General features: G+C 45.6%; 24 protein-coding genes and 1 tRNA gene. 20 read left to right on the forward strand and 5 right to left on the reverse strand.

Translation table 11 applies throughout. The features are described from left to right. The first annotated feature begins 392 nt into the window (after positions 1–392). The 9 genes from A4U59_RS10355 (at position 393) to A4U59_RS10395 (ending at position 10,427) form a co-directional block, all read left to right on the forward strand. The gene (locus A4U59_RS10355; protein WP_070120668.1) at positions 393–605 is read left to right on the forward strand and encodes a YqgQ family protein; all 213 of its coding nucleotides are present in this window, start codon (positions 393–395) and stop codon (positions 603–605) included. Next, positions 589–1,341: an oxygen-insensitive NADPH nitroreductase gene (nfsA, locus tag A4U59_RS10360; protein WP_070120669.1), complete on the forward strand. Its 753-nt coding sequence runs from the start codon at positions 589–591 to the stop codon at positions 1,339–1,341. The genes A4U59_RS10355 and nfsA overlap by 17 nt, the downstream gene beginning before the upstream one ends. A 287-nt stretch (positions 1,342–1,628) precedes the next feature. Next, entirely contained in the window at positions 1,629–2,597 is a 969-nt protein-coding gene (locus tag A4U59_RS10365; RefSeq protein ID WP_070120670.1) for an ROK family glucokinase, read from the forward strand. Between the two features lie 1,058 nt (positions 2,598–3,655). Beyond that, entirely contained in the window at positions 3,656–5,521 is a 1,866-nt protein-coding gene (locus tag A4U59_RS10370; protein WP_070120671.1) for an LTA synthase family protein, read from the forward strand. A gap of 151 nt (positions 5,522–5,672) precedes the next feature. Continuing rightward, positions 5,673–6,863 carry a M14 family metallopeptidase gene (locus A4U59_RS10375; protein ID WP_070120672.1) on the forward strand — a complete coding sequence of 397 codons (1,191 nt, stop codon included), beginning with the start codon at positions 5,673–5,675 and terminating at the stop codon, positions 6,861–6,863. Between the two features lie 342 nt (positions 6,864–7,205). After that, the gene (locus A4U59_RS10380) at positions 7,206–8,327 is read left to right on the forward strand and encodes a YqgU-like beta propeller domain-containing protein (RefSeq protein ID WP_342670194.1); all 1,122 of its coding nucleotides are present in this window, start codon (positions 7,206–7,208) and stop codon (positions 8,325–8,327) included. Between the two features lie 223 nt (positions 8,328–8,550). Continuing rightward, positions 8,551–9,255, forward strand: a complete 705-nt coding sequence (locus A4U59_RS10385; RefSeq protein ID WP_070120674.1) for an ABC transporter ATP-binding protein — start codon at positions 8,551–8,553, stop codon at positions 9,253–9,255. Positions 9,256–9,325: 70 nt separating this feature from the next. Further along, positions 9,326–10,111, forward strand: coding sequence for an ABC transporter permease (locus A4U59_RS10390; RefSeq protein WP_083270790.1), 786 nt, complete (start codon positions 9,326–9,328; stop codon positions 10,109–10,111). 1 nt (position 10,112) lies between these two features. Beyond that, positions 10,113–10,427 carry an MTH1187 family thiamine-binding protein gene (locus A4U59_RS10395; protein ID WP_070120675.1) on the forward strand — a complete coding sequence of 105 codons (315 nt, stop codon included), beginning with the start codon at positions 10,113–10,115 and terminating at the stop codon, positions 10,425–10,427. 55 nt (positions 10,428–10,482) lie between these two features. On the opposite strand, the gene A4U59_RS10400 is transcribed toward A4U59_RS10395, so the two are convergent. Further along, positions 10,483–10,665 carry a DUF2759 domain-containing protein gene (locus tag A4U59_RS10400; protein WP_070120676.1) on the reverse strand — a complete coding sequence of 61 codons (183 nt, stop codon included), beginning with the start codon at positions 10,663–10,665 and terminating at the stop codon, positions 10,483–10,485. Positions 10,666–10,772: 107 nt separating this feature from the next. Continuing rightward, a complete protein-coding gene (locus tag A4U59_RS10405) occupies positions 10,773–11,264 on the reverse strand; it encodes a hypothetical protein (RefSeq protein ID WP_070120677.1) in 492 nt (163 codons plus the stop codon). Positions 11,265–11,347: 83 nt separating this feature from the next. Between A4U59_RS10405 and A4U59_RS10410 the strand changes: the two genes are divergently transcribed. Both A4U59_RS10410 and A4U59_RS10420 read left to right on the forward strand, forming a co-directional pair. Next, on the forward strand, positions 11,348–11,989 hold the full coding sequence (locus A4U59_RS10410) for an MBL fold metallo-hydrolase (protein WP_070120678.1): 642 nt from the start codon (positions 11,348–11,350) through the stop codon (positions 11,987–11,989). Positions 11,990–12,342: 353 nt separating this feature from the next. Continuing rightward, on the forward strand, positions 12,343–13,461 hold the full coding sequence (locus A4U59_RS10420) for an SAM-dependent methyltransferase (RefSeq protein ID WP_070120680.1): 1,119 nt from the start codon (positions 12,343–12,345) through the stop codon (positions 13,459–13,461). Between the two features lie 36 nt (positions 13,462–13,497). Here A4U59_RS10420 and A4U59_RS10425 read toward each other — a convergent pair whose 3' ends face one another. From A4U59_RS10425 to A4U59_RS10435, 3 genes are all read right to left on the reverse strand, one after another. After that, a complete protein-coding gene (locus tag A4U59_RS10425) occupies positions 13,498–13,740 on the reverse strand; it encodes a DUF2626 domain-containing protein (protein WP_070120681.1) in 243 nt (80 codons plus the stop codon). Positions 13,741–13,840: 100 nt separating this feature from the next. After that, a complete protein-coding gene (locus tag A4U59_RS10430) occupies positions 13,841–14,554 on the reverse strand; it encodes a helix-turn-helix transcriptional regulator (RefSeq protein ID WP_070120682.1) in 714 nt (237 codons plus the stop codon). Between the two features lie 562 nt (positions 14,555–15,116). Next, a tRNA-Gln gene (locus A4U59_RS10435) sits at positions 15,117–15,188 on the reverse strand. A gap of 116 nt (positions 15,189–15,304) precedes the next feature. Here A4U59_RS10435 and comGA point away from each other — a divergent pair. From comGA to A4U59_RS10480, 9 genes are read left to right on the forward strand one after another with little or no spacing between them, the layout of a single operon-like run. After that, positions 15,305–16,354: a competence type IV pilus ATPase ComGA gene (comGA, locus tag A4U59_RS10440; protein ID WP_483771152.1), complete on the forward strand. Its 1,050-nt coding sequence runs from the start codon at positions 15,305–15,307 to the stop codon at positions 16,352–16,354. Then, the gene (gene comGB, locus A4U59_RS10445; protein WP_070120684.1) at positions 16,347–17,381 is read left to right on the forward strand and encodes a competence type IV pilus assembly protein ComGB; all 1,035 of its coding nucleotides are present in this window, start codon (positions 16,347–16,349) and stop codon (positions 17,379–17,381) included. The genes comGA and comGB overlap by 8 nt, the downstream gene beginning before the upstream one ends. A gap of 18 nt (positions 17,382–17,399) precedes the next feature. Next, entirely contained in the window at positions 17,400–17,696 is a 297-nt protein-coding gene (gene comGC, locus A4U59_RS10450) for a competence type IV pilus major pilin ComGC (RefSeq protein ID WP_083270792.1), read from the forward strand. Next, complete coding sequence (gene comGD / locus A4U59_RS10455; RefSeq protein WP_070120685.1) at positions 17,677–18,129, forward strand: competence type IV pilus minor pilin ComGD; 453 nt, start codon at positions 17,677–17,679, stop codon at positions 18,127–18,129. Before comGC ends, comGD begins: the two co-directional genes overlap by 20 nt. After that, positions 18,113–18,454, forward strand: a complete 342-nt coding sequence (locus A4U59_RS10460) for a type II secretion system protein (protein ID WP_070120686.1) — start codon at positions 18,113–18,115, stop codon at positions 18,452–18,454. Before comGD ends, A4U59_RS10460 begins: the two co-directional genes overlap by 17 nt. After that, positions 18,438–18,872 carry a competence type IV pilus minor pilin ComGF gene (comGF, locus tag A4U59_RS10465; protein ID WP_070120687.1) on the forward strand — a complete coding sequence of 145 codons (435 nt, stop codon included), beginning with the start codon at positions 18,438–18,440 and terminating at the stop codon, positions 18,870–18,872. Before A4U59_RS10460 ends, comGF begins: the two co-directional genes overlap by 17 nt. Beyond that, positions 18,869–19,249: a competence type IV pilus minor pilin ComGG gene (gene comGG, locus A4U59_RS10470; protein WP_070120688.1), complete on the forward strand. Its 381-nt coding sequence runs from the start codon at positions 18,869–18,871 to the stop codon at positions 19,247–19,249. The genes comGF and comGG overlap by 4 nt, the downstream gene beginning before the upstream one ends. 25 nt (positions 19,250–19,274) lie before the next feature. Then, positions 19,275–19,775 (forward strand): shikimate kinase, encoded by a 501-nt coding sequence (locus A4U59_RS10475; RefSeq protein WP_070120689.1) that lies wholly within the window; start codon positions 19,275–19,277, stop codon positions 19,773–19,775. 37 nt (positions 19,776–19,812) lie between these two features. Next, positions 19,813–19,995: a YqzE family protein gene (locus A4U59_RS10480; RefSeq protein ID WP_070120690.1), complete on the forward strand. Its 183-nt coding sequence runs from the start codon at positions 19,813–19,815 to the stop codon at positions 19,993–19,995. Positions 19,996–20,107 lie beyond the last annotated feature (112 nt).

Here is a 20,107-nt window from a genome sequence, read left to right on the forward strand (position 1 = left end):
GCGGGCGGGCGGTGGGCCTCGTCGCTCCTGTGGGGTCTCACCTGTCCCGCTAGTCCCGCAGGACATTGAATAAGCTTCCTCGAATTGACACCGCACGAAGAAAATTGGTTTTTATTTTCGAGGAGTCTCGCACCTTCCACTCCAATCAACTAGTAAAAAAATCAACATTGAGCTTTAACACAGCCTTTTAGAAAGATGACACAACTTATTGTCCGCTATGGAATTCGTATGTTAAAACGCATGAAGCATTGCTTATTGAGAAGGGTTTCGGTAGACAAGGGGTGTCCGTCCCCAAACAGCCGTGAGCGCTGTCTTCCAAAACATATAGGATACATGTAAGCTATTTTAATACGGGAGCACCGCTGTTATAATAGTCAGGTAGGTGATGATAAATGAAAACGATTTACGACGTGCAACAATTTTTAAAACAGTACGGGACAATTATATATATCGGTGACCGGGCCAGCGATCTGGAACTGATGGAAGATGAAATCCATGAATTGTATAAGTCGCAGCTGATCGAGACGAAAGATTACCAGATGGCTGTTCTGCTGCTGCGCCAGGAAGCCCGGAAGGCGAGGGAAAAAAATGAACAGTACGATTGAAACGATGTTGAACCACCGATCAATCCGTAAGTTTAAAGATCTGGAACTATCTAACAGCCAAGTAGAGATGATCGTAAAAGCTGCCCAGTCAGCTTCTACTTCAAGCCATGTACAGGCTTATTCCATTATAGGTGTAACGGACATGGCAAAAAAGAGGAAGCTTGCTGAAATTGCAAAGGGCCAGAAATATGTGGAACAAAACGGACACTTTTTTGTGTTTTGTGCGGATTTGCACCGGCATGAAGTGATTGCCGATAAACGTGAACAAAAAGAGGTTTATGGAAATCTTGAAACAGCGGAATCGTTCATGGTCGCTGTCATTGATGCAGCGCTTGCCGCCCAGAACGCCGCTGTGGCAGCTGAATCTATGGGGCTGGGCATATGCTACATAGGCGGGTTGCGTAATGATATGGAAGGCGTGGCGGATTTACTCGGTCTGCCGCAGCGTACGGCACCGCTCTTTGGGATGGCAGTCGGCTATCCAGATCAGGATCCCGGAAGGAAGCCGCGGCTTCCTGCAGCCGCTGTTTATCACGAGAACGAATACATGAAGGATCGGGAAAAGACCGCTCGGCTGCTGGATCAGTATGACAGGGAAATGCAAGATTATTACATCGCCAGAACGGGCGGCAAACGAAAGGACACGTGGAGCGGCATGATGGCCGGGATGTTCTCAGAGCCGAAACGGACATACATAAAATCCTTTTTGAAGCGGATCGGGTTTCCTTTTAATTAATGGCTGGATTTCAATTGTGATTTTTTAAAAAAATGTCGAACTTGTGCTGAAGGTTGATGCAGTACCTATAGCGGTAATCAACACCCGCATTTCAAAGCGCCGTATTAAAAACATTAAAAACAACCCATCAGGGCTTTCTGTGGAAAAACGAATGAATAGAGAATGTGAAGCTGGGAACGGGAGGAAGCCGCGGTCATATATAAGCGGATAGCGGACGGTTAGCATGAATCGATGTCATTATTAAGCTTAAACTGAGCCTCATAAATAGACAGAGAAGGTGGAAAGTTATGAAAAAAGACTGGCTTGCGGGTGTAGACCTGGGCGGGACCACAATTAAATTGGCTTTTACGGACCTATATGGTGATATCATCACAAAATGGGAAATAACAACGGATACATCTGATCAGGGTAAAAATATCACTGAAGACATCGCCCGTACCATAGATGAAAAGCTTGATGAACTGAAAGAAAGTAAAGGCCGGCTTGCTGGAATCGGAATGGGAGCTCCGGGTTTCATCAACATGGAAACCGGGTTCATTTATCAAGCTGTCAATATCGGATGGAAAGACTTTCCGCTTAAAGACCGCCTTGAAATAGAGACAGGGCTGCCTGTCACTGTAGATAATGATGCCAACATCGCTGCCATCGGCGAAATGTGGAAAGGCGCCGGAGACGGGGCGAGGGATTTGCTTGCTGTCACGCTTGGAACCGGTGTCGGCGGCGGCATTATTGCCAATGGGGAGATTTTGCATGGAACCAACGGGATGGCCGGGGAGATCGGGCATATCACATCCATCCCTGAGGGGGGGGCACGCTGCAATTGCGGTAAGACGGGCTGCCTGGAAACAATTGCTTCGGCTACAGGAATTGTCAGGGTTGCGCGTGAAAAGCTTGCTGAAGCAGAATCCGTGAGTGAGCTTGCCAAAATAACAGCTGACGGCAGTCCGTTAACCTCCCGTGATGTGTTTACCGCAGCAGAAGCCGGTGATGCGCTTGCGGCAGAGGTGGTGGATGAGGTGATGTTCCATCTTGGCCTTGCACTGGCCAATCTGGCAAACGCGATAAATCCGAGCAAAATCGTAATTGGCGGCGGGGTTTCAAAGGCCGGTGCCGCATTAATTGATCCGCTGGAAAAGCATTTTAAGAGATTTGCGCTTCCGAGAGTGTATGAAGGAGCGGAAATTGCCGCCGCCACCCTCGGGAATGATGCTGGTGTAATCGGCGGAGCGTTCCTCGCTAAAAACCGTACCAAATAGTAAGAAGGTGAACCTTTTTGAGCAGAAATGCCCAAAAAGGTTTTTTGTCCCCGTATAGAAGGATGAACTTCAGCAAGGAAGTGGTTCTGCGGAGTTGCCGCATTTAGCAAAGGGCAACTGTGCATCTGCCTTAGTCTAAAAGCTCGCCGATCGGCGAGTTTTCTTTATGGCTCCTGGATTTCTGTTTTGGACTGTGAAAGAGTGTAGAATCAGCCTCACTTCAGCGGGAAAACCGGGCTGGACAAGTCCTTGCTGGGAGAAGCGAACGAGGGGGGTTGAGTGAGCGGCAAGATGACGAATGCTTTTGAACTGCAGAAATGGAAGTCTCCCTGTCAATCAAAACTCGTACGAATGAAAATAACTATAAACTTTAAGATTGTTAATGCCGGTCATTTTAAGACCAAACCATACTTAAAAGGTTGGCTGTATTAAAGGAGACTTTTGATCTTGCACGATGTTGATTGGAGCGGAAATTGCGGCATCTTCGAAAAGCTCCGCTTGTCCTCTGTGCGGGGAGAATTCATGGAAGGTTTTCCAGGGCGGAACCAGCGGGACAGGTGAGACCCCTCAGAAGCGTTTTCCGCTATGATGATGTTCACCATCCTTTGGCAAAGAAGACGGGAAATGAAGCAAGAATGGATGTTGCATGAATATCCATAGTGAAAGCGAGTACCTGCAGCGGAAATCAACAATTCGTTTGACTTAGATCAGAAATTTTAAGAAGAAGTAAATCTATTATTAAGGACCAGGGCCTTATTTTTTCGTCATCTTTTGACATTCCCCCCGTTTTCCACTGGCAATATTCGTATATTATGACAAGTCAAAGAAGGGAAAATTAAAAATAAGTGAAACCTTTCCGTTTTTAAGCCGTCTAATAGGTTTAGCGGAACATTGTAAAGGATATTACAATGTTGTTCAGATATTAAATAGAATGAAAAGGATTTGCCAAATCGTAAAAAAAGGATTAAGATATTCTTTGTTATAAAAATACCTAAACATGACATTTCCAAAAATGTAAATAAAAGGCACCATAAAACAGATTTAAATGGAGGTTCATCATGAAAGAGAAAAAATGGTCCAAGTATATGTTGATCGTATCAGCAATAGTCATGTTGTGGATCAAAACTTATATTGTCTATAAAACTAGCTTTGATATAACGATTGAAAATGGCATGCAGGAATTTATCCTGTTTATCAACCCGCTAAGCTCAGCACTGCTGTTTATTGGGCTGGCATTGTTCTCGAGCGGGAAAATGAGGAACGGCCTTGTGGTTTTCGCCAGTTTTCTGGCAGCGTTCGTCCTGTTTGCCAATGTCGTTTACTACCGCTTTTTCACTGATTTCATCACGATTCCGGTATTGTTCCAGACAAGCAACATGGGGGATCTGGGCGGCAGCATTTTTGAGCTTATCCGTCCGGTCGACATCCTGATGTTTATTGATACAATCATTCTGGCACTCATCGTTTTCAAAGGGAAGGTTTCCACAGGTAATGTCAAGCTTCCTGTGAAACTGGGTGTCGTCGGCCTTGCAGTCCTGATGTTTTTCGTCAACCTCTCGCTGTCTGAAGGAGAACGGTCAGATTTGCTGACACGTACGTTCGACCGTGAAATCCTTGTTAAAAATATCGGAACCTATAACTATCATATCTATGATGCCGTGCTGCAGTCCAAAACGAAAGCACAGCGGGCCTTTGCTGACAGCAGCCAGATGTCTGAAGTTGAAAACTATGTAAGGGCTAATCAGAAGAAACCGAATGAAGACTTGTTCGGCGCCGCCAAGGGGAAAAATGTGATTCTTATATCCATGGAATCAACCCAGAGCTTTGTCATCAACAATAAAATCAACGGCGAGGAAATTACACCGTTTTTGAATGATCTGATTGAAGACAGTTACTACTTCGAGAATTTTTATCACCAGACCGGGCAGGGAAAGACTTCCGATGCTGAGTTCCTTATTGATAATTCCCTGTATCCGATGCCGCGAGGGGCGGTGTTCTTTACACATTCACAAAATGAATATAATGCCTCACCGGAAATCCTGAAAAATAACGGGTACTATTCAGCGGTATTCCATGCGAATAACAAAAGTTTCTGGAACCGTGACATCATGTACAATGCAATGGGATATGACAAATATTTTTCACTGCGCTATTATGATGTGAATGAAGAAAATTCGGTTGGCTGGGGTCTTAAAGACAAAGAGTTTTTTGATCAGTCTGTTGAAATGATGAAAGATCTTCCTCAGCCTTTTTACACGAAATTCCTGAGCCTGACAAATCACTTCCCGTTTGAATTGCATGAAGAGGATAAAATGGTTGATGAATTCAACTCCAACAGCCGTACACTGAACCGCTACTTCCCGACGGTGCGATACACTGATGAAGCGCTGAAACACTTTTTCCAGCGTCTGAAAGACGAAGGGCTGTATGAGGATTCGGTCATCATCATTTACGGTGATCATTACGGCATTTCTGAAAACCATAATACAGCAATGGGACAGTTTCTCGGCAGGGATATCACACCGTTTGAAAGTGTGCAGCTTCAGCGGGTGCCGTTTATCATTCACATTCCAGGCCATGAGGACGACAGGACCATCTCAACTGTTTCCGGACAGATTGATATAAAACCTACAATCCTGCACTTGCTTGGGATAGAAACGAATAATGATATCCAGCTCGGCACAGACCTTTTCTCGCCGAACAAGCAGGAATTGACGGTGCTTCGTGACGGCAGCTTCATTACAAAAGATTATGTGTATACCGATAATACTTGTTATGATAAAGCGACAGGAGACAAAGCAGATGGTGCCAACTGTGAACCGTTCCTGACAAAAGCAAAACAGGAGCTTCAATATTCCGATGAGATCATATATGGAGATCTGCTCAGGTTTATTGATGATCAAAGAGAAAATTCCACCCCATAACAAAATGCCCCGGTCCTATACAGGATCGGGGTTTTTTAATGAAAAATTCATCCTGATATGCAGGCTTCTCCCAAACGGAAAATAACTGGCAATAACTTCTCTGCTTCAGTCATAGATATGAAAATAGGGAATTGTACAGGGAGGGGAAGTTATGGATATAAGAGTAAGGCGGGGAGACACATTCTGGTACTACAGTAAATTGTTCGGTATTCCAATCCGCCTGATTTTGGATTCCAACCGTCAACTGCCGCCAGAAGCAGTTCCGGTCGGAAGCGTCATCAAGATTCCGGGTTATCAAACACAGCAGTATACGATAAAAAGAGGGGACACATTGTATAAACTGGCAATATCCCGCGGGCTGCCGCTTGATGCGGTGCTATTACTCAATCAACAAGTCAGTCCCGAAAATTTGCAGCCTGGCGATCAAGTGCAGCTCCCATCAAGGATCACAAAACCGGTGGTGGAGGGCCAACGGGAGTATGGAAGCGGTGATGTGCAGCGCGATCTTAATGCCCTGCTTGAAATTTATCCGTTTTTACGCCGTGAAACAGCCGGCAAGTCTGTTCTTGAAAACGATATTACCGAAGTGAGGGCCGGTTCAGGACCGAAAAAAGTCCATGTCAACGGGTCCTTTCACGCAAATGAATGGATTACTACCCCGATAATCATGACTTTTTTAAATGATTATTTACTGTCTCTGACGAATAACACGCCAATAAGGGGATTATATACCCTTCCGCTTTATGAAATGACAGAGCTGTCACTAGTGCCGCTGGTGAACCCCGATGGTGTTGATCTGGTCCTGGATGGTCCTCCTGTACAGGAACCGTACCGATCGCTTGTCACCGAACTCAATAAAGGAAGTGAAGACTTTTCCGGCTGGAAAGCGAATATAAGAGGTGTCGACTTAAATAACCAGTATCCCGCCCGCTGGGAAGTCGAAAAGGAACGGAAACCAACCGCGCCTGCTCCGCGTGATTATCCTGGTGAGGCGCCGTTGACCGAACCGGAAGCCATTGCGATGGCTGAACTTACACGGCGGCGGGATTTCAGCCGGGTACTGGCTTTTCACACCCAGGGGGAAGAAATCTATTGGGGATATTTAAATATGGAACCCCCGGAAGCTGAGACGATCGTAAAGGAATTCCAGCGGGTAAGCGGCTATAAGCCGGTCCGGTTCATCGATAGTTATGCAGGATATAAAGATTGGTTTATCCAGGAGTGGAGGCGTCCGGGTTACACTGTCGAACTCGGTGAAGGCGTAAACCCGCTTCCGCTCAGCCAGTTTGATGAAATATACCAAGAAAGTCTCGGCATTTTCCTTGCATCACTCTATATGTGATTGTTTTAAATTTTGGCTGTGTTAACGCTCAATGTTGATTTTTCACCAGTTGATTGGAATGGAAGGTGCGAGACTCCGGCGGGACTAGCGGGACAGGTGAGGCCCCGCAAGAGCGATAGCGATGAGGAGGCTCAGCGCCCGCCCCGCGGCAAAGAAGACACTGTGAGTGCGACCGGAGGGAAGCAGAAACGGATGTCGCACTTGTGCCCTTGGGTGAAAGCGAGTACCTGCAACGGAAATCAACACTAGCGTTTAAAAGAGCCTAAATTTTAAATTGATTTGAAACATTCTGCCCTTCATAATCGTATATATAGAGATTGGGTGGGATGCTAAGTGAAAAAAATGATCTGGCTTTCAGCGGCGGGATTGCTTGTCCTCTCTTTAATGACCGGGTGTACGGATGTATGGAATGGGAACACAGCCCGGGACTTATCCGAACGGCAGCAGCCGGTTCTGCGCCAAAAAGAAATCTCGCCTTCGTTTTTGGCGAAAGAAACAATCATGCCGCTTAAAATCAGCCGGGAAGAATTCAATACGGTATCCGGCTGGTATGATGTTGAAACCATTTTATACTATACTGCCAGCAATGAAGTGTACACGTATAATATTTATACCGGAGAAAATGAAATTTTTCATAAATCAGATCAGCCGGTCGTTGCCATACAGCCAAACCCTGACCGTTCGCTCTTCTATATCCACAAAGCGGTGTCAGTAACGGAGTCAGCTGTAGAAGTGCTTGACGCGAAAGGGAAATCGATTTATAGGTGGGAAGGGAAAGCGAGTGAACTTGACATTGTATGGAATCCATATGCTCCATATACGTTAATGCTTACCGCCTTTCATCAGGACTGGAGCTATACGATGGAATATATTAATGTTGATACGGGCAAAAGTAAACCCGTTGAAATCGAAGTTCCATTTATCCGGTGGCTCGATGAAAAAAGGGCTGCTTATTTACAGTGGGACCAGGAAACGGATTCTTTTGAGGCCCCCCTTTATGCATTTGACGTTGATACAGCAACATCAACGAATCTACAAAATCAGGCTGTCGGTTTTTTTACATTTGAAAACCGGCTGGTTATGATTGATATTCAGGGTGATGGTGTTTCAACGTACCGTTTTTATGATAATAGGGGCACTGAGCTCCTCCATTCTGAAATCGTCCCCGTCCTTGAAACATATTCTGAACATTTCTGGGTACCCGAATTCAGTTACTATCGTGAACACGATACGTTTGTTTATTTCAGGCCGGCCAGGTCCGGCGATTTGTTCCAATACCACGACGGCTTTATTCTGACCTCACTCTCCCTTAAAACAGGGGAAAGTGAGGAACTCGTCAAGCTTGAAGATAACTTTCCGCTTCGTCATTCTCCGGATGGGAAACATATTTTGTTTGGTTATCAGCTGGAAAACATTATTCAGCTTGATTCGATGAATATCCTCTCGATCGTGAGGGAACCCTGAGGCGCTGTTCCGGTTTCTTTTGTGCTGTATAAATTGATTTCATGCAGCGGACAAATCTAATAATAGAGAAAAGTGAAGCCGGACCTCTGCCTTCGCCTAAAAGCTCGCCAATCTGCGAGTTTTCTTTATTTATGCAAGTAACTCGTTATACTATAATGATGAAGACGCCAGTTCATTTCCTGCAGACAAACAGAGAAGTCAGTGATAAAGCGAGTTGAATAAGATGGCAGCATTATTTTCCTTAAAAGATGTATCAACCCCAATACTCCATAACCTTTCACTTGATGTAAAAACCGGAAACTTTTTGACGCTGATCGGACCTTCGGGTGCGGGTAAGAGCAGTTTGCTTTTTTTATTGAACAGGCTGAATGACCCGGCCGATGGAGAAATTTTTTATTTGGATAAGCCTCTTGATGAGTATCCGATTACCGTACTGAGGAGAAAAGTGGGGATGGTGTTCCAATCAGCGAACCTCTTTCCAGGCACGGTCCGTGATAACCTTAAATATGGTCCTTCACTTTCCGGAAGCTGGTCCGACGGTAAGGCGAGCAGACTTCTCCAACAGGTCCGTCTGCCGAATGACTTACTCGACAGAGATGTTGACAGGCTGTCAGGCGGGGAAAAGCAGCGGGTGGCAATGGCACGCACGCTTGCAAACGAACCGGAGGTCCTGTTGCTTGATGAACCGACGAGCGCGCTTGACGAAAGAACGACAGAAGCGATTGAGGAGGTCCTGATGGAGCTTCAGCAAAAAAACGGGACTACGATCATTATGGTAACTCATGACCTTGAGCAGGCTGAGCGGCTCGGAAATCGGACGGTGTTTCTGGAAAACGGCCGGATTCTTGAAGAAGGGCTGACTGCCGAGTTGTTTACCAGTCCTCGGAGTGAAAGGCTTAAATCTTTCTTATACGGCAATGGTGACTGAAAACCGGCAAGGCTCTCAACTTTGTAGAATCATCATCAGCCGACATGCAAGTCAGTAAGGAGCACATGTTATGTCAAATTCGATTTCCAATCTTTCCATGGCCTTCACCGTATTCTTCATTCTGATACCGATGATGTTATCCTATTGGTATGCTCTTGGCTTATCAAGGGCCGTCCTCTGGTCTTCGATAAGAGGGTCTATCCAGCTGGTGGCAATCGGGTTCGTTTTGACCTACTTATTTGATTTGCCGCCGGGTATCGGTATCTTTATCATGCTCATGGTTATGATTACCGTTGCGAGCCTTCATGCTGCGAAGAAGGCTCAGGATTTGCCGCACGTGAAAATGGCGCTATTCGGAGTCATCACCCTTATTGAAACGGGCGTACTTGGCATGTGGCTGGTATTTGGGATGGCAGAATTCACAGCGGAACAGGTCATACCGATGAGCGGCATGGTCATCGGTAACAGTATGGTGGCAGCGGGTCTCGCCCTTGACCGGATCCAGGATGAATTCACGGAAGGAAAGGGTAGAATCCTTGCCGCCCTGTCACTAGGCGCGACACCGAAGCAGGCCTCTCAGCTCATTCTTAGAAAGACGCTGCAGGCAGCGATGATACCGAACATTGACGGATTGAAAACGATTGGGCTTGTCCAGCTGCCAGGGATGATGACAGGCCTTATTCTCGGCGGAGCTGATCCCCTGACGGCAATAAGGTATCAAATTGTCATTTCCCTCAGTATTTTTTCGGCCGTGTCAGTCAGCGCCATGCTTGTTACGCTGATCATGTATCGTGTATTCTTTAATAAGCAGATGCAGCTTCGCGATTTTTCAATAGATAACCAGGGAGGCAGATAAAATGGCTATTGCTGATGTAACCGTAATCCCAATTGGCACTGAAACGCCAAGTGTAAGTGAATATGTTGCAGATTTGCAGAAAATCTTGAAACAATATGAAGCTGAAGGGAAAATCTCTTTTCGGCTTACTCCTATGAATACATTAATCGAAGGGGAGCTTTCGACCCTGTTTGAGGTCATCCAATCGATACATGAAGCACCTTTTCAAAAAGGGATAAAGCGGGTGGCTACGAATATCCGTATTGATGACCGGCGCGATAAGGCTTCATCAATGACATCAAAGCTTGAAAGCGTTGAAAACAGATTGAAATCATGAAATGTAAAAAGGACAGCCGCCCGGCTGCCCTTTTCAATCTTTCAAATGTCGTTTCTCAATGTGAGGTTCCGCCTCCGCTGGTAATAAGGCTGACCAGCGTATTGATTGTGAACCAGCCGAAAACAGCGACTGTAAGGACCGTAAATACTACAGCAAGGAAGTTTTTACGGCGGATTTCACGGAAGAAACCAAGCAATGCAATGATCGTTACCAGTCCGAAAATAATGACAAGACCCATGATAATTCCCCCTATTGGTTAATAGCATCATATCCAGTGTTGGATCACAGGCACCAAATTATGTATACAATATTGATACACTCTTAATTATTTTAAACGTTTTCGATTTATTTGTCGAGATTTAAAAATTTGATTGTGATGCTGTATGCTTTCGCAAAACGTTCCATCAACTCTTTGTGCTGCCTGTCATACAGATAAACCGTATGCTCTCCGTCTGTATCTTTTGCAATCAAATGCTCTTGCATTTGATGCAAAGCCATCTGAATTTGTTTGCTGTCCCCCTCTTTAATTTGAAATCCATCGGCCATTTCGGCATAGACGTAGCGCCCGCCCGCCTGTGATTCAAAGCCATAATCGAAAAACAGGGGAGTGACCGCACCATCCGTAATCAGAATAAGTGTATAGGTTTCATTATACAGGTTACGGGATTGCCAGGTTTCCTCAAGTTGGCCGGCTTCCTCAGGGCTTTCCACGATAAATAATAAATCATCCCTGTCAAACACGCGGGCCCGGGCGGCAGACTCCTTGATAATGCCGCTGATCGATCCAGCATGAAGAGCTCCCGGATCGGACATTTCCACACCGTAACAAATGAGCAACTCGGGTGCCCTCCTTTTAAAGTTTGTTTTCTTTAGTGTAAAATAAGGAGATGGAACTTGCAATTGACAACGGAGGGATCATTATGAAATGGGAACAAATCCCGCTTGGACCGCTGCAGACGAATGCCTATGTACTTTCAAATGAAAAGGGCGAGTGCCTGATTTTTGACCCGGGGGCAGAAGGGTCAAAATTGAGCGCACTTTTAAAGGAACAGAACCTGAAACCGCTTGCCGTATTGCTTACCCATGCCCATTTTGACCATATCGGCGCATTGAGCAGAATCCGGTCTGAATACAACATTCCGGTATACTTGCACAAAGAGGAAAAAGATTGGCTCGCAGATCCTGAATTGAATGGCTCTGCCTTATTCATGATAGGGAATCCAGTAAGTGCCGATCCTGCTGATCACTTAATTGAAGCTGAAGGCCGGATCACAATAGGTCCTTTTTCGATGCAAGTGTTTGAAACACCGGGACATTCTCCTGGAAGTGTATCATTTTATTTTGCGGATGAGGGAATCGCGTTTTCGGGTGATGCACTATTTGCAGGCAGCATCGGCAGGACGGATCTTCCCGGCGGCAATCATGATCAACTCATCGAAAGCATCCATAAGAAGCTTCTTGTTTTGCCAGAGAATACAACAGTGGCACCTGGACACGGGCCTGAGACTACGATAGCAAATGAAATGGACGGGAACCCTTTTTTGAACGGATTTGATTTTTAGAAACCTCTTGTTACAAGGGATCAGCCGCTCTTGGCCAGAAAGAAATTTCCTTGTCAACTGAGAACCCGGCTAATGCCAATAAAGAAAACTCGCCGATTGGCGAGCCTTTAGGCGAAGACAGAGGCGTAGTTGCCCTTGTCTATATTGTTAAAATTGACCGCTGCGTCGAAATATTCCCTTGCTGGCAATTTACACTTTCCTTTAAGGTGAAAAAAGGCCCTTTCCAGATGGAAAGGGCATAGGGATATTTGCTTGCTTTGTTGGGATGAGCAGCCTGGTTGAACGGCTGCTATAAGATATTTATATATAAATATTAACACGATGTCAATAATGAAAAATGAAAAGGTGTATTTATGAATGAACAGCTGAAGAAATTATTTATGGAAAACCGCGGCCGGCCGGTTTCTTATGCCGACTTTATGGAAACGGCCCTTTACGACCCGGATTTAGGCTACTATTCCAATCCGGCAGTAAAAGTCGGAAAAACCGGTGACTTTTATACATCCCCATCCATCCACCAGGTATTCGGCGCGATGTTCGCCTCTGTTTTCATCAATGTGATCGAATCACATGGCATCGCTCCAAGGATTGCTGAATTCGGAGGCGGCACGGGGACCTTTGCCGGCGCGGTGCTAAATGCCTGGAAAGAGAAAGCGCCGGAAACGTTTAATGAACTCGAGTATATTGTGATTGAACGCAGTCAGTATCATCGAAACATGATCAAAGAGCGAATGGGCGTTGACAAGGTAAAGGTGTTTTCAACTCTGGAAGAGGCAAAACGCCATTTTCCTGCATTTGAAGGTATTGTGTTTTCCAATGAACTGCTTGATGCATTTCCGGTCGATGTCGTGAAACAGACCGAAGAAGGACTTCAAGAAGTGAGGCTGATCTGCGGCAGTTCGGGTGATTTGGCGGAAACGCTTGTCCCGGCGACGGCCGTCTACAGCAAATGGATTGACAAATACCATCGTTTGCCGCTGACTGCCGGGCAGAGGATCGAAATCCCCCTCCATATGGAAAAATGGATTACGGACATTTCTGCTTGGCTGTCAAGAGGGTATGTGTTCACGGTCGATTACGGCTATACAGCGGAAGAATGGCAGCATCCTGCCCGTAAGGACGGGAGCCTGCGCGGATATAAGGAGCATATGCTAATCCCAAAGCCGTATGAGAATCCCGGTGCGATGGATATCACCTCGCACGTTCATTGGGATGCATTTGCCGCAATAGGCAGGGAACAGGGCCTGGAATTGCTCAAACGCATGAAACAGCGTGACTTCTTGCTTGAAGCCGGTATACTTAAAGAGTTGCAGGAAAACTATGATCCAAATCCTTTTTCGGAAAAGAGCAGGCAAAACCGTGCAATCCGTTCTTTTTTGATGGATGGGGATATCAGCAGTTCCTTTGATGTATATATACAGGGGAAGGGACTTGTCGAGGGGGAAAGAGATATTTTCCCGGCTGGTTCGTGACAATTAAAAAACGGAGGGCAATTTGCCCTCCGTTTTTTAATGTCCTGCTCCAGGAGTCATCATGAACGTTGTCCAATATGTAAACCCGACAAAAAAGATGGTGAGATAAGCGCCGAAGATGTAAATGTACATACGTTCAGATAAATGCAAGTAGCTTAGAGCGATAAAGAATCCTGTTTGACCGAAAAACAGCATGGCCATTGTTTCCATACCGCCGACAAAGGACATGATCGCTATGATTCCGGTCCAGAATCCTAACACACGATACATTTTTTCCATGTGCTTACCCTCCTTTGTGCACTCTTTTCCACCATGTTTACATTATAAAGGACAACAAACATGATTGTAAACTAACTTTGTTTTTTTTACAGCAATATTATTAGTTGGTGACAACCGCTTTATACGTACAAGCTGCACAACCGTCTGTCATTCTTTCCTGCTGCTTCAGATCAACCGGCTCATCCTTGAAAACCTCTTCAAAAATTCCGTAGAAGAAGGAATGGTGCATCGTGCAAACCGGATGGCCGTTTTCGGAATCGGCAACTTCCTTGAATGGGCAGTTATATACGGTAAAGAAAATGGTTGAACCGTCTTCAATAACCTCGAACTCAGGATAAAAGCCCTGCATGGAGGAAGCGCTTTTGACAAGTGCAAGCTTTTCCTCAAACGTCATCTCTTCACGGTTTGTGTTAGAGCGGTATTTGCTTTCCTGTTCCACCATTTCATGGCCGAAGCGCCTGCCTGTCTGGTAAAGCGCATTTTGGCCTTCCTCACCAAGAGAAAGCAGGGAGTCGATCGCAATGGAAGCAAGCAGCTTATAATCACGGAATGGGAAATTCAGCTGGACGACTTCATCGCTTAGACGGTATAAACGGCTCGGACGGCCGCCTTTTCCGGTTTTCTTCGTTTCTGAAACAAGCATACTGACATCTTCAAGCTTTGAAAGGTGCAGGCGCGCCACATTCGGATGGATGTTGAATGAATCGGCGATTTCCTGGACGGTCACTTCTTTATGCATCCGTGTAATATATTGATATATGGAAAAACGTGTTGGATCAGCCAGGACACTTGTCACTTTCAGTGTTTGCTCCATAATGGTCACCTCTGGATTTCGTTTTGTTGGTTCAATTATAATACAGGGATTTAAGCATTTAAATGGTTATTACTACGAATACAGTAGTTGTAAGAATTCGTTCACATTTAAACGGTATAAATGTACATATAATATACACAATTGTTGACCAATCGATATATATTCAATTCAGTAAGCAGGGGACGTAAGCGTTACGTTTTGTTTTTCGTCTTCAAAATGAAGGATCTGATAATATTGCGGACATCAACAGCCTGCTTTCAGCAAGTCGTCCGGGATTCTCCCTGGTACTATCGCTTGCTGATCTCCGGTGTCCGCTTTTCCTGCAGGACAATTGGCATCCGCTGAATACCACCGAACGGAGAAATTGCGAGTGCATTTTCGAGGAGCTAGCGCATGCCTCTCCAATTAAACTTGGGGTAAAGTAACAACTCATTTCAGCTCAGTCTAAATGAAAAAGCCCGCCCTTTGAAAAGAAAGGCGGTCTTCAAAAGTGCACTTCAGATACTCGCATCGAGTTTTTGTGCAAACGGCACAAAAGAAGGTAACGCAAAAAAGGAGTTTACTGGGCTAGCTGGATTCGAACCAGCGCATCACGGAGTCAAAGTCCGTTGCCTTACCGCTTGGCTATAGCCCAATCTTCTTTTAGTATGTTGACCAAAAAGTTAATGTTTATACAGAAATTCGAGGATTTCTATAAAAAAGGTGGAATGTTTCATCTATACCACGAAGGGCAGGTGAACGATTACGATCATAGAAAAGAAAGGGCGTGAACTGATCAAGCGGGCAGCTGAAATGGGGGCGACCGATATCCATCTTCTACCGGAGGGACCTGATGTACTGATCCAATTCAGAATAGCGGACAAAATGTACAGCCAGGAATGCCTGCCGGCAGCGCAATACGATAAAATGGCAGCTCATTTCAAGTTTTTGGCCGGGCTTGACATCGGTGAAAAGAGACGACCGCAAAGCGGATCCTTTTCTGTCGAAATAAATAACCGGGCATTTGACTTACGGGTCTCATCTCTTCCTTCTATATACAGGGAGAGCATTGTCCTCCGTCTTATGCAGGAGAGGCTCGTACCGCTTCTGAAATTATCCCTGTTTCCTGCAGATGTTAAACTGCTGGGCGGCTTTATCAGAAAACGCGCAGGTCTTCTCATATTGACAGGCCCCACAGGTTCTGGAAAAACAACAACGCTTTATACGCTGATTGAAAAGGCACAAAGGGATTTCATGAGGAAAATCATCACGCTTGAAGACCCGGTCGAAAAAAAGGCAAGCGGCGTCCTGCAGGTTCAAATTAATGAAAAAGCCGGGATAACCTATGCGGCCGGATTGAAAGCGGCCCTCCGCCATGATCCCGATTTAATCATGGTGGGTGAAATCCGTGATGCTGAGACAGCTGCAATAGCTGTGCGTGCAGCTCTGACCGGTCATCTGGTCATGACGACGATGCACACGAAAAACACGGCGGGAGCCCTTAATCGGCTCATCGATTTCGGCATTCCGAAAGAGGATTTGAAACAAACGCTGATTGCGGTTACAGCACAGCGACTGGTCGATCTGGAGTGCCGGTTGTGCAGGAGCTCATGTTCGGTCCATTGCCGGCGGTTACGCCCATATTCACGGGCAGGAATTTATGAAATGCTTTATGGAAAGGATCTGGAAAACGCATTCCGCCTGCAAGGGAACCCGCTTTCCATTACCCGCAGCCTCGCAAATCGCCACCGGAAAGCATTTGCGCTTGGCTTTATATCCGCTGAGCGGCTGAATGAGTTCAAGGCGGATGAATATGCGTAGAAACCGGTTATCCATGCAGGATAAAGCAGCCATCCTGACAAGACTCGGAGCTCTTTTCAATAATGGATATCCGCTGGCCCGGGGCCTGGAGTTTTTAGCGCTTACAGAAGGAGACGTGCAGCAGCGGCAGATCGAAAAGATTATCCGGGATTTGAAAGCGGGTGAGCGGCTGCCGGATTCATTCCGACATATCGGATTGCCTGCTGATATAACAGGTGCCCTTTACTTTTCGGAAAAGCACGGCAATCTTGGATCTGTACTGACTGTGTCTGGAACTTCACTATCCAAAAGGGCTGCTCACTTGAAAAAACTGTTTAAAATTCTCCGTTATCCGATCTTTCTCCTTGGGGTGATCATCATTATGTTCATTGCCCTCTATGGTTTTTTATTCCCATCTTTCCTGAATTTTTTTAATGCCGCTAGAATGGATCTCCCTGTGTTCACAAGATATACAATGATGTCGATCAGACTTGCTCCATTTTTATTGGCTGCAATCCTCTTGATGATCAGCTTGCTCGTTATCCGCTTTAACTCTTTGAGAAAGAAGGAACCTCCAGCAAGGCTTGCAGCAAAAGCTGCGCGCTTACCTGTAATCGGCCGGCTTGTATCCATTTCGCTAACTTACTATTTCGCCCTTCATTTCGGCACCTTGCTTAATAGCGGACTTTCTTACTTAGAGGCATTGACCGTTTTTGCAGATCAGCATTACTTTTCTTACTTTCAGCAGGAGGGGCTCCATCTGCAGGCAGAGCTTAAGCAGGGAAAAGAATTTCAAGAAGTTATCGGGGAGCGGGGCAGTTATGAGAAGGCGCTCCCCGCTTTGATCATTCACGGACAGGCCAATGGAACACTTGGCGATGAACTGATTCAATACAGTGAACAGTTGCTGGAAGATTTTGAGGAACGCTTGGAGCGGCTGTTTTCGCTCATCCAGCCGCTTCTGTTTGGCCTGGTGGCCATGTTGATCATATTGCTGTTCACGTCTGTCATGTTGCCGATGCTCCAATTTATCAAAACAGTTTCGTAACGGTCAGGAGGAAATGTATTGAGAGAAAAAGGATTTACGCTTGTTGAAATGATGATTGTACTTATGATCATTTCGATTTTATTGATGATCACGATTCCGAATCTCACTGAAAATAATGGGACGGTCAGGGAGAAAGGGTGTGAAGCGATGGTTAAAGTCGCAGAAGCGCAAGTACAGGCTTTTGAAATCAAGAATAAAACCAAACCGGCGAATATTGCGGAGCTTGTGGACGGCGGATATTTGACAAGCGCCGAGTGCCCGGATGGCCAGGTACTTTCACTTGTGGACGGCAAAATTGAAACATCTTCTCCATAAAACTGAGCGCGGCTACACCTTCGTAGAAATGATGGCAGTGCTGCTTATTCTGACAATCACAACAGGCCTTGTTTCCTATAAAACAGCCGATGTATATCATGAAATCCAGTTAGAGTCTTTTTTTAGCGTGTTTGAAGAAGATTTCCTTTATGCAAAACAGTATGCAATTACAGAAAATGCAAGAATGACACTCTACTTGAATGCAAAGGACAGTGTATATTTCATTTTTCGTGACGGGGATTCGTTGCCGCTGATGAAAAGGACGTATGATTCCGGTATTACAATGGATTCCGGCTTATTGGGGCCAAGGTTTGTCATTCTGGCTAACGGCAACAACCAGAAAGCGGGAAAATGGTTTGTTGATTATCGCGGCGTCCGGTACCAGATCGTCTTTTCGCTGGGACAGGGGAGAATGTATGTTAAAAAACTGTAAAGGTTATTTCCTGCTTGAGGTTTTGCTGTCACTCGGAGTACTGATTGCGGCAGCTGCTTTTTTGCCTGCTTTGATTAAAATGAGGGAAGGGGATCACTTTATTGAACAAAAACGAGAAGCTGCCGCTGTCCTCCATGATGAAATTCAAAGCAGGTTATATGACCAGGGCACTATGCCGGCAGAGAAGCAGGTAGTGAACAACGGCCGCCTTTACACGTTTACCTGGAAAGAATTGGAGGAGGAACTGGTTTATCAAGCATGTGTTTCATTTGAACATGAGTTGACAGGCAGAAAGGCGGAAATATGCCATGAAGTCGGAAAATAAAGGTTTCACAATGCTGGAAATGCTGTTCGCCTTTTTCATTTTCATGTTCCTCACGGGCCTGCTTATGCCGATTCTCAAACTTTCAGCATCTTTCCTGGATAATGAAGGTGTCGCAATTAGGGAAACAGAAATTTTCTTCGGACAGCTCGGCAGGGAAGTAAGAGAGGCTGATGATACGGAGGTGCAGGCCGGAACGTTATTGATGCTAAGTCCAACCGGTAAGCTCGTCACCTATGAACAGTATGGAACAATGATAAGGAGGAGGGTGGATGGCAAAGGGCACGAATTAGTGCTGCAAAATATAACTGCGGTTCGGTTTGTTGAAGTGCCAAATGGCATCAATGTATCGGTCACAAAAGCCGGCAAAACGCTGGAAAGGCGTATATCACGTCCTTATGGAAGGGACAGCGGAGGATGAAAAGGCAGGCGGGATTCATCTTTCCGTTTACAGCGCTCATCGTCCTCATATTTTTTCTTGCCGTATCTTTGTCAGCCGAAAAATTATATGTCAAGAAGAAATTCTATGAACTTCTCGCTGAAAGGCAAGCGACAGAAGTCATTGTCCAGCGGTCAATGTCTGATATACTGATGGAAATAAAAGAAAAGGGCTCGCTTCAAGCGGAAGGAAGCCTGCAATATCCAGAAGGAACGGGAGTGTTTGTGAAAACCGGTGAAGACACGGAACGCATTATGATCACTCTTTTTGTTTCCGGAAATGACGGCGGCCGGATGCACATTCAATTCACAGCTGAAAAAGACGATGGATCGGTGATTGAATGGCATGAAGGTGAATAATGGCGAGAGGACAGGAGGAATAGGAGTGAAGGCGGTTTTTTTGACAGGATTCATGGGAAGCGGAAAAACGACAATCGGCAAGGTGCTGGGCGAAGAAACAGGGCTGCCGGTCATTGATACTGACAGGGCGATTGAAGAAAAGACAGGCAAGTCAATACCTGAGATTTTTGAACAAGAAGGGGAAGAATCGTTCAGGGAGTATGAACGGAATATCCTTGGTGAGCTGCCTGATTCGGATGTGATCGTCACAACAGGCGGAGGGATGGTTGTCCAGCAGGAAAATCGGAAAATGATGAAGAAAAGCGGAACAGTGATCTATCTGAAATGCGGATTGGATGAAATCAGACGGCGGCTAGAAGGGGATCAGACGAGACCGCTTCTGGCAGATGATAATGCAGGGAAATTGGAAGAGCTGTTCCGGCAAAGAAAGGCTTTTTATGAAGAGGCCGACATTACAGTCGTAACGGAGGGAAGGCCCGCCGGGGAAATTGTAAAAGAAATGCTCTCATTGATTAAACCGCTATAGGATGGAAATAATGATATAAAAAACGGCGGTGATGTGTATGGCAGGAAACGATTATATCCGGCATATGACACAGCAGGTGGTATCCTATCTCGATAAGCCAAAGGACCAGAGGAAAGAGCTCAGGAAAACAAGAAAAACCGGCAAACAGGCATTTATGACGAAGTGGTTTGGGGTCCTTCCGTTTGCCTTGTCAATGCTTTTCAGGAAAAAAAAGAAATAAAAATAAGCCGTTCAGCCCTGTTTGTAACACGATTGTAAGAAAAACCATGTTAAGCTCTTATTTACAGTATGTTAAAGTATACTTAATATGGTACAGCAATCCACTATTGGAG

Origin of the sequence: Bacillus marinisedimentorum (assembly GCF_001644195.2) — a bacterium.
Classification (GTDB): Bacteria; Bacillota; Bacilli; order Bacillales; family Bacillaceae_O; genus Bacillus_BL; species Bacillus_BL marinisedimentorum.

Bases quoted from the DNA above. Each gene is read 5' to 3' on its own strand.
- A4U59_RS10410 (WP_070120678.1), top strand. From the start codon at position 11,348: ATGAAATGGGAACAAATCCCGCTTGGACCGCTGCAGACGAATGCCTAT.
- A4U59_RS10365 (WP_070120670.1), top strand. From the start codon at position 1,629: ATGAAAAAAGACTGGCTTGCGGGTGTAGACCTGGGCGGGACCACAATT.
- A4U59_RS10425 (WP_070120681.1), bottom strand. From the start codon at position 13,740: ATGGAAAAAATGTATCGTGTGTTAGGATTCTGGACCGGAATCATAGCG.
- A4U59_RS10395 (WP_070120675.1), top strand. From the start codon at position 10,113: ATGGCTATTGCTGATGTAACCGTAATCCCAATTGGCACTGAAACGCCA.
- A4U59_RS10355 (WP_070120668.1), top strand. From the start codon at position 393: ATGAAAACGATTTACGACGTGCAACAATTTTTAAAACAGTACGGGACA.
- A4U59_RS10420 (WP_070120680.1), top strand. From the start codon at position 12,343: ATGAATGAACAGCTGAAGAAATTATTTATGGAAAACCGCGGCCGGCCG.
- A4U59_RS10430 (WP_070120682.1), bottom strand. From the start codon at position 14,554: ATGGAGCAAACACTGAAAGTGACAAGTGTCCTGGCTGATCCAACACGT.
- A4U59_RS10375 (WP_070120672.1), top strand. From the start codon at position 5,673: ATGGATATAAGAGTAAGGCGGGGAGACACATTCTGGTACTACAGTAAA.
- A4U59_RS10460 (WP_070120686.1), top strand. From the start codon at position 18,113: ATGTTAAAAAACTGTAAAGGTTATTTCCTGCTTGAGGTTTTGCTGTCA.
- nfsA (WP_070120669.1), top strand. From the start codon at position 589: ATGAACAGTACGATTGAAACGATGTTGAACCACCGATCAATCCGTAAG.
- A4U59_RS10380 (WP_342670194.1), top strand. From the start codon at position 7,206: ATGATCTGGCTTTCAGCGGCGGGATTGCTTGTCCTCTCTTTAATGACC.
- A4U59_RS10400 (WP_070120676.1), bottom strand. From the start codon at position 10,665: ATGGGTCTTGTCATTATTTTCGGACTGGTAACGATCATTGCATTGCTT.
- A4U59_RS10385 (WP_070120674.1), top strand. From the start codon at position 8,551: ATGGCAGCATTATTTTCCTTAAAAGATGTATCAACCCCAATACTCCAT.
- A4U59_RS10390 (WP_083270790.1), top strand. From the start codon at position 9,326: ATGTCAAATTCGATTTCCAATCTTTCCATGGCCTTCACCGTATTCTTC.
- comGB (WP_070120684.1), top strand. From the start codon at position 16,347: ATGCGTAGAAACCGGTTATCCATGCAGGATAAAGCAGCCATCCTGACA.
- A4U59_RS10480 (WP_070120690.1), top strand. From the start codon at position 19,813: ATGGCAGGAAACGATTATATCCGGCATATGACACAGCAGGTGGTATCC.
- comGF (WP_070120687.1), top strand. From the start codon at position 18,438: ATGAAGTCGGAAAATAAAGGTTTCACAATGCTGGAAATGCTGTTCGCC.
- A4U59_RS10370 (WP_070120671.1), top strand. From the start codon at position 3,656: ATGAAAGAGAAAAAATGGTCCAAGTATATGTTGATCGTATCAGCAATA.
- comGG (WP_070120688.1), top strand. From the start codon at position 18,869: ATGAAAAGGCAGGCGGGATTCATCTTTCCGTTTACAGCGCTCATCGTC.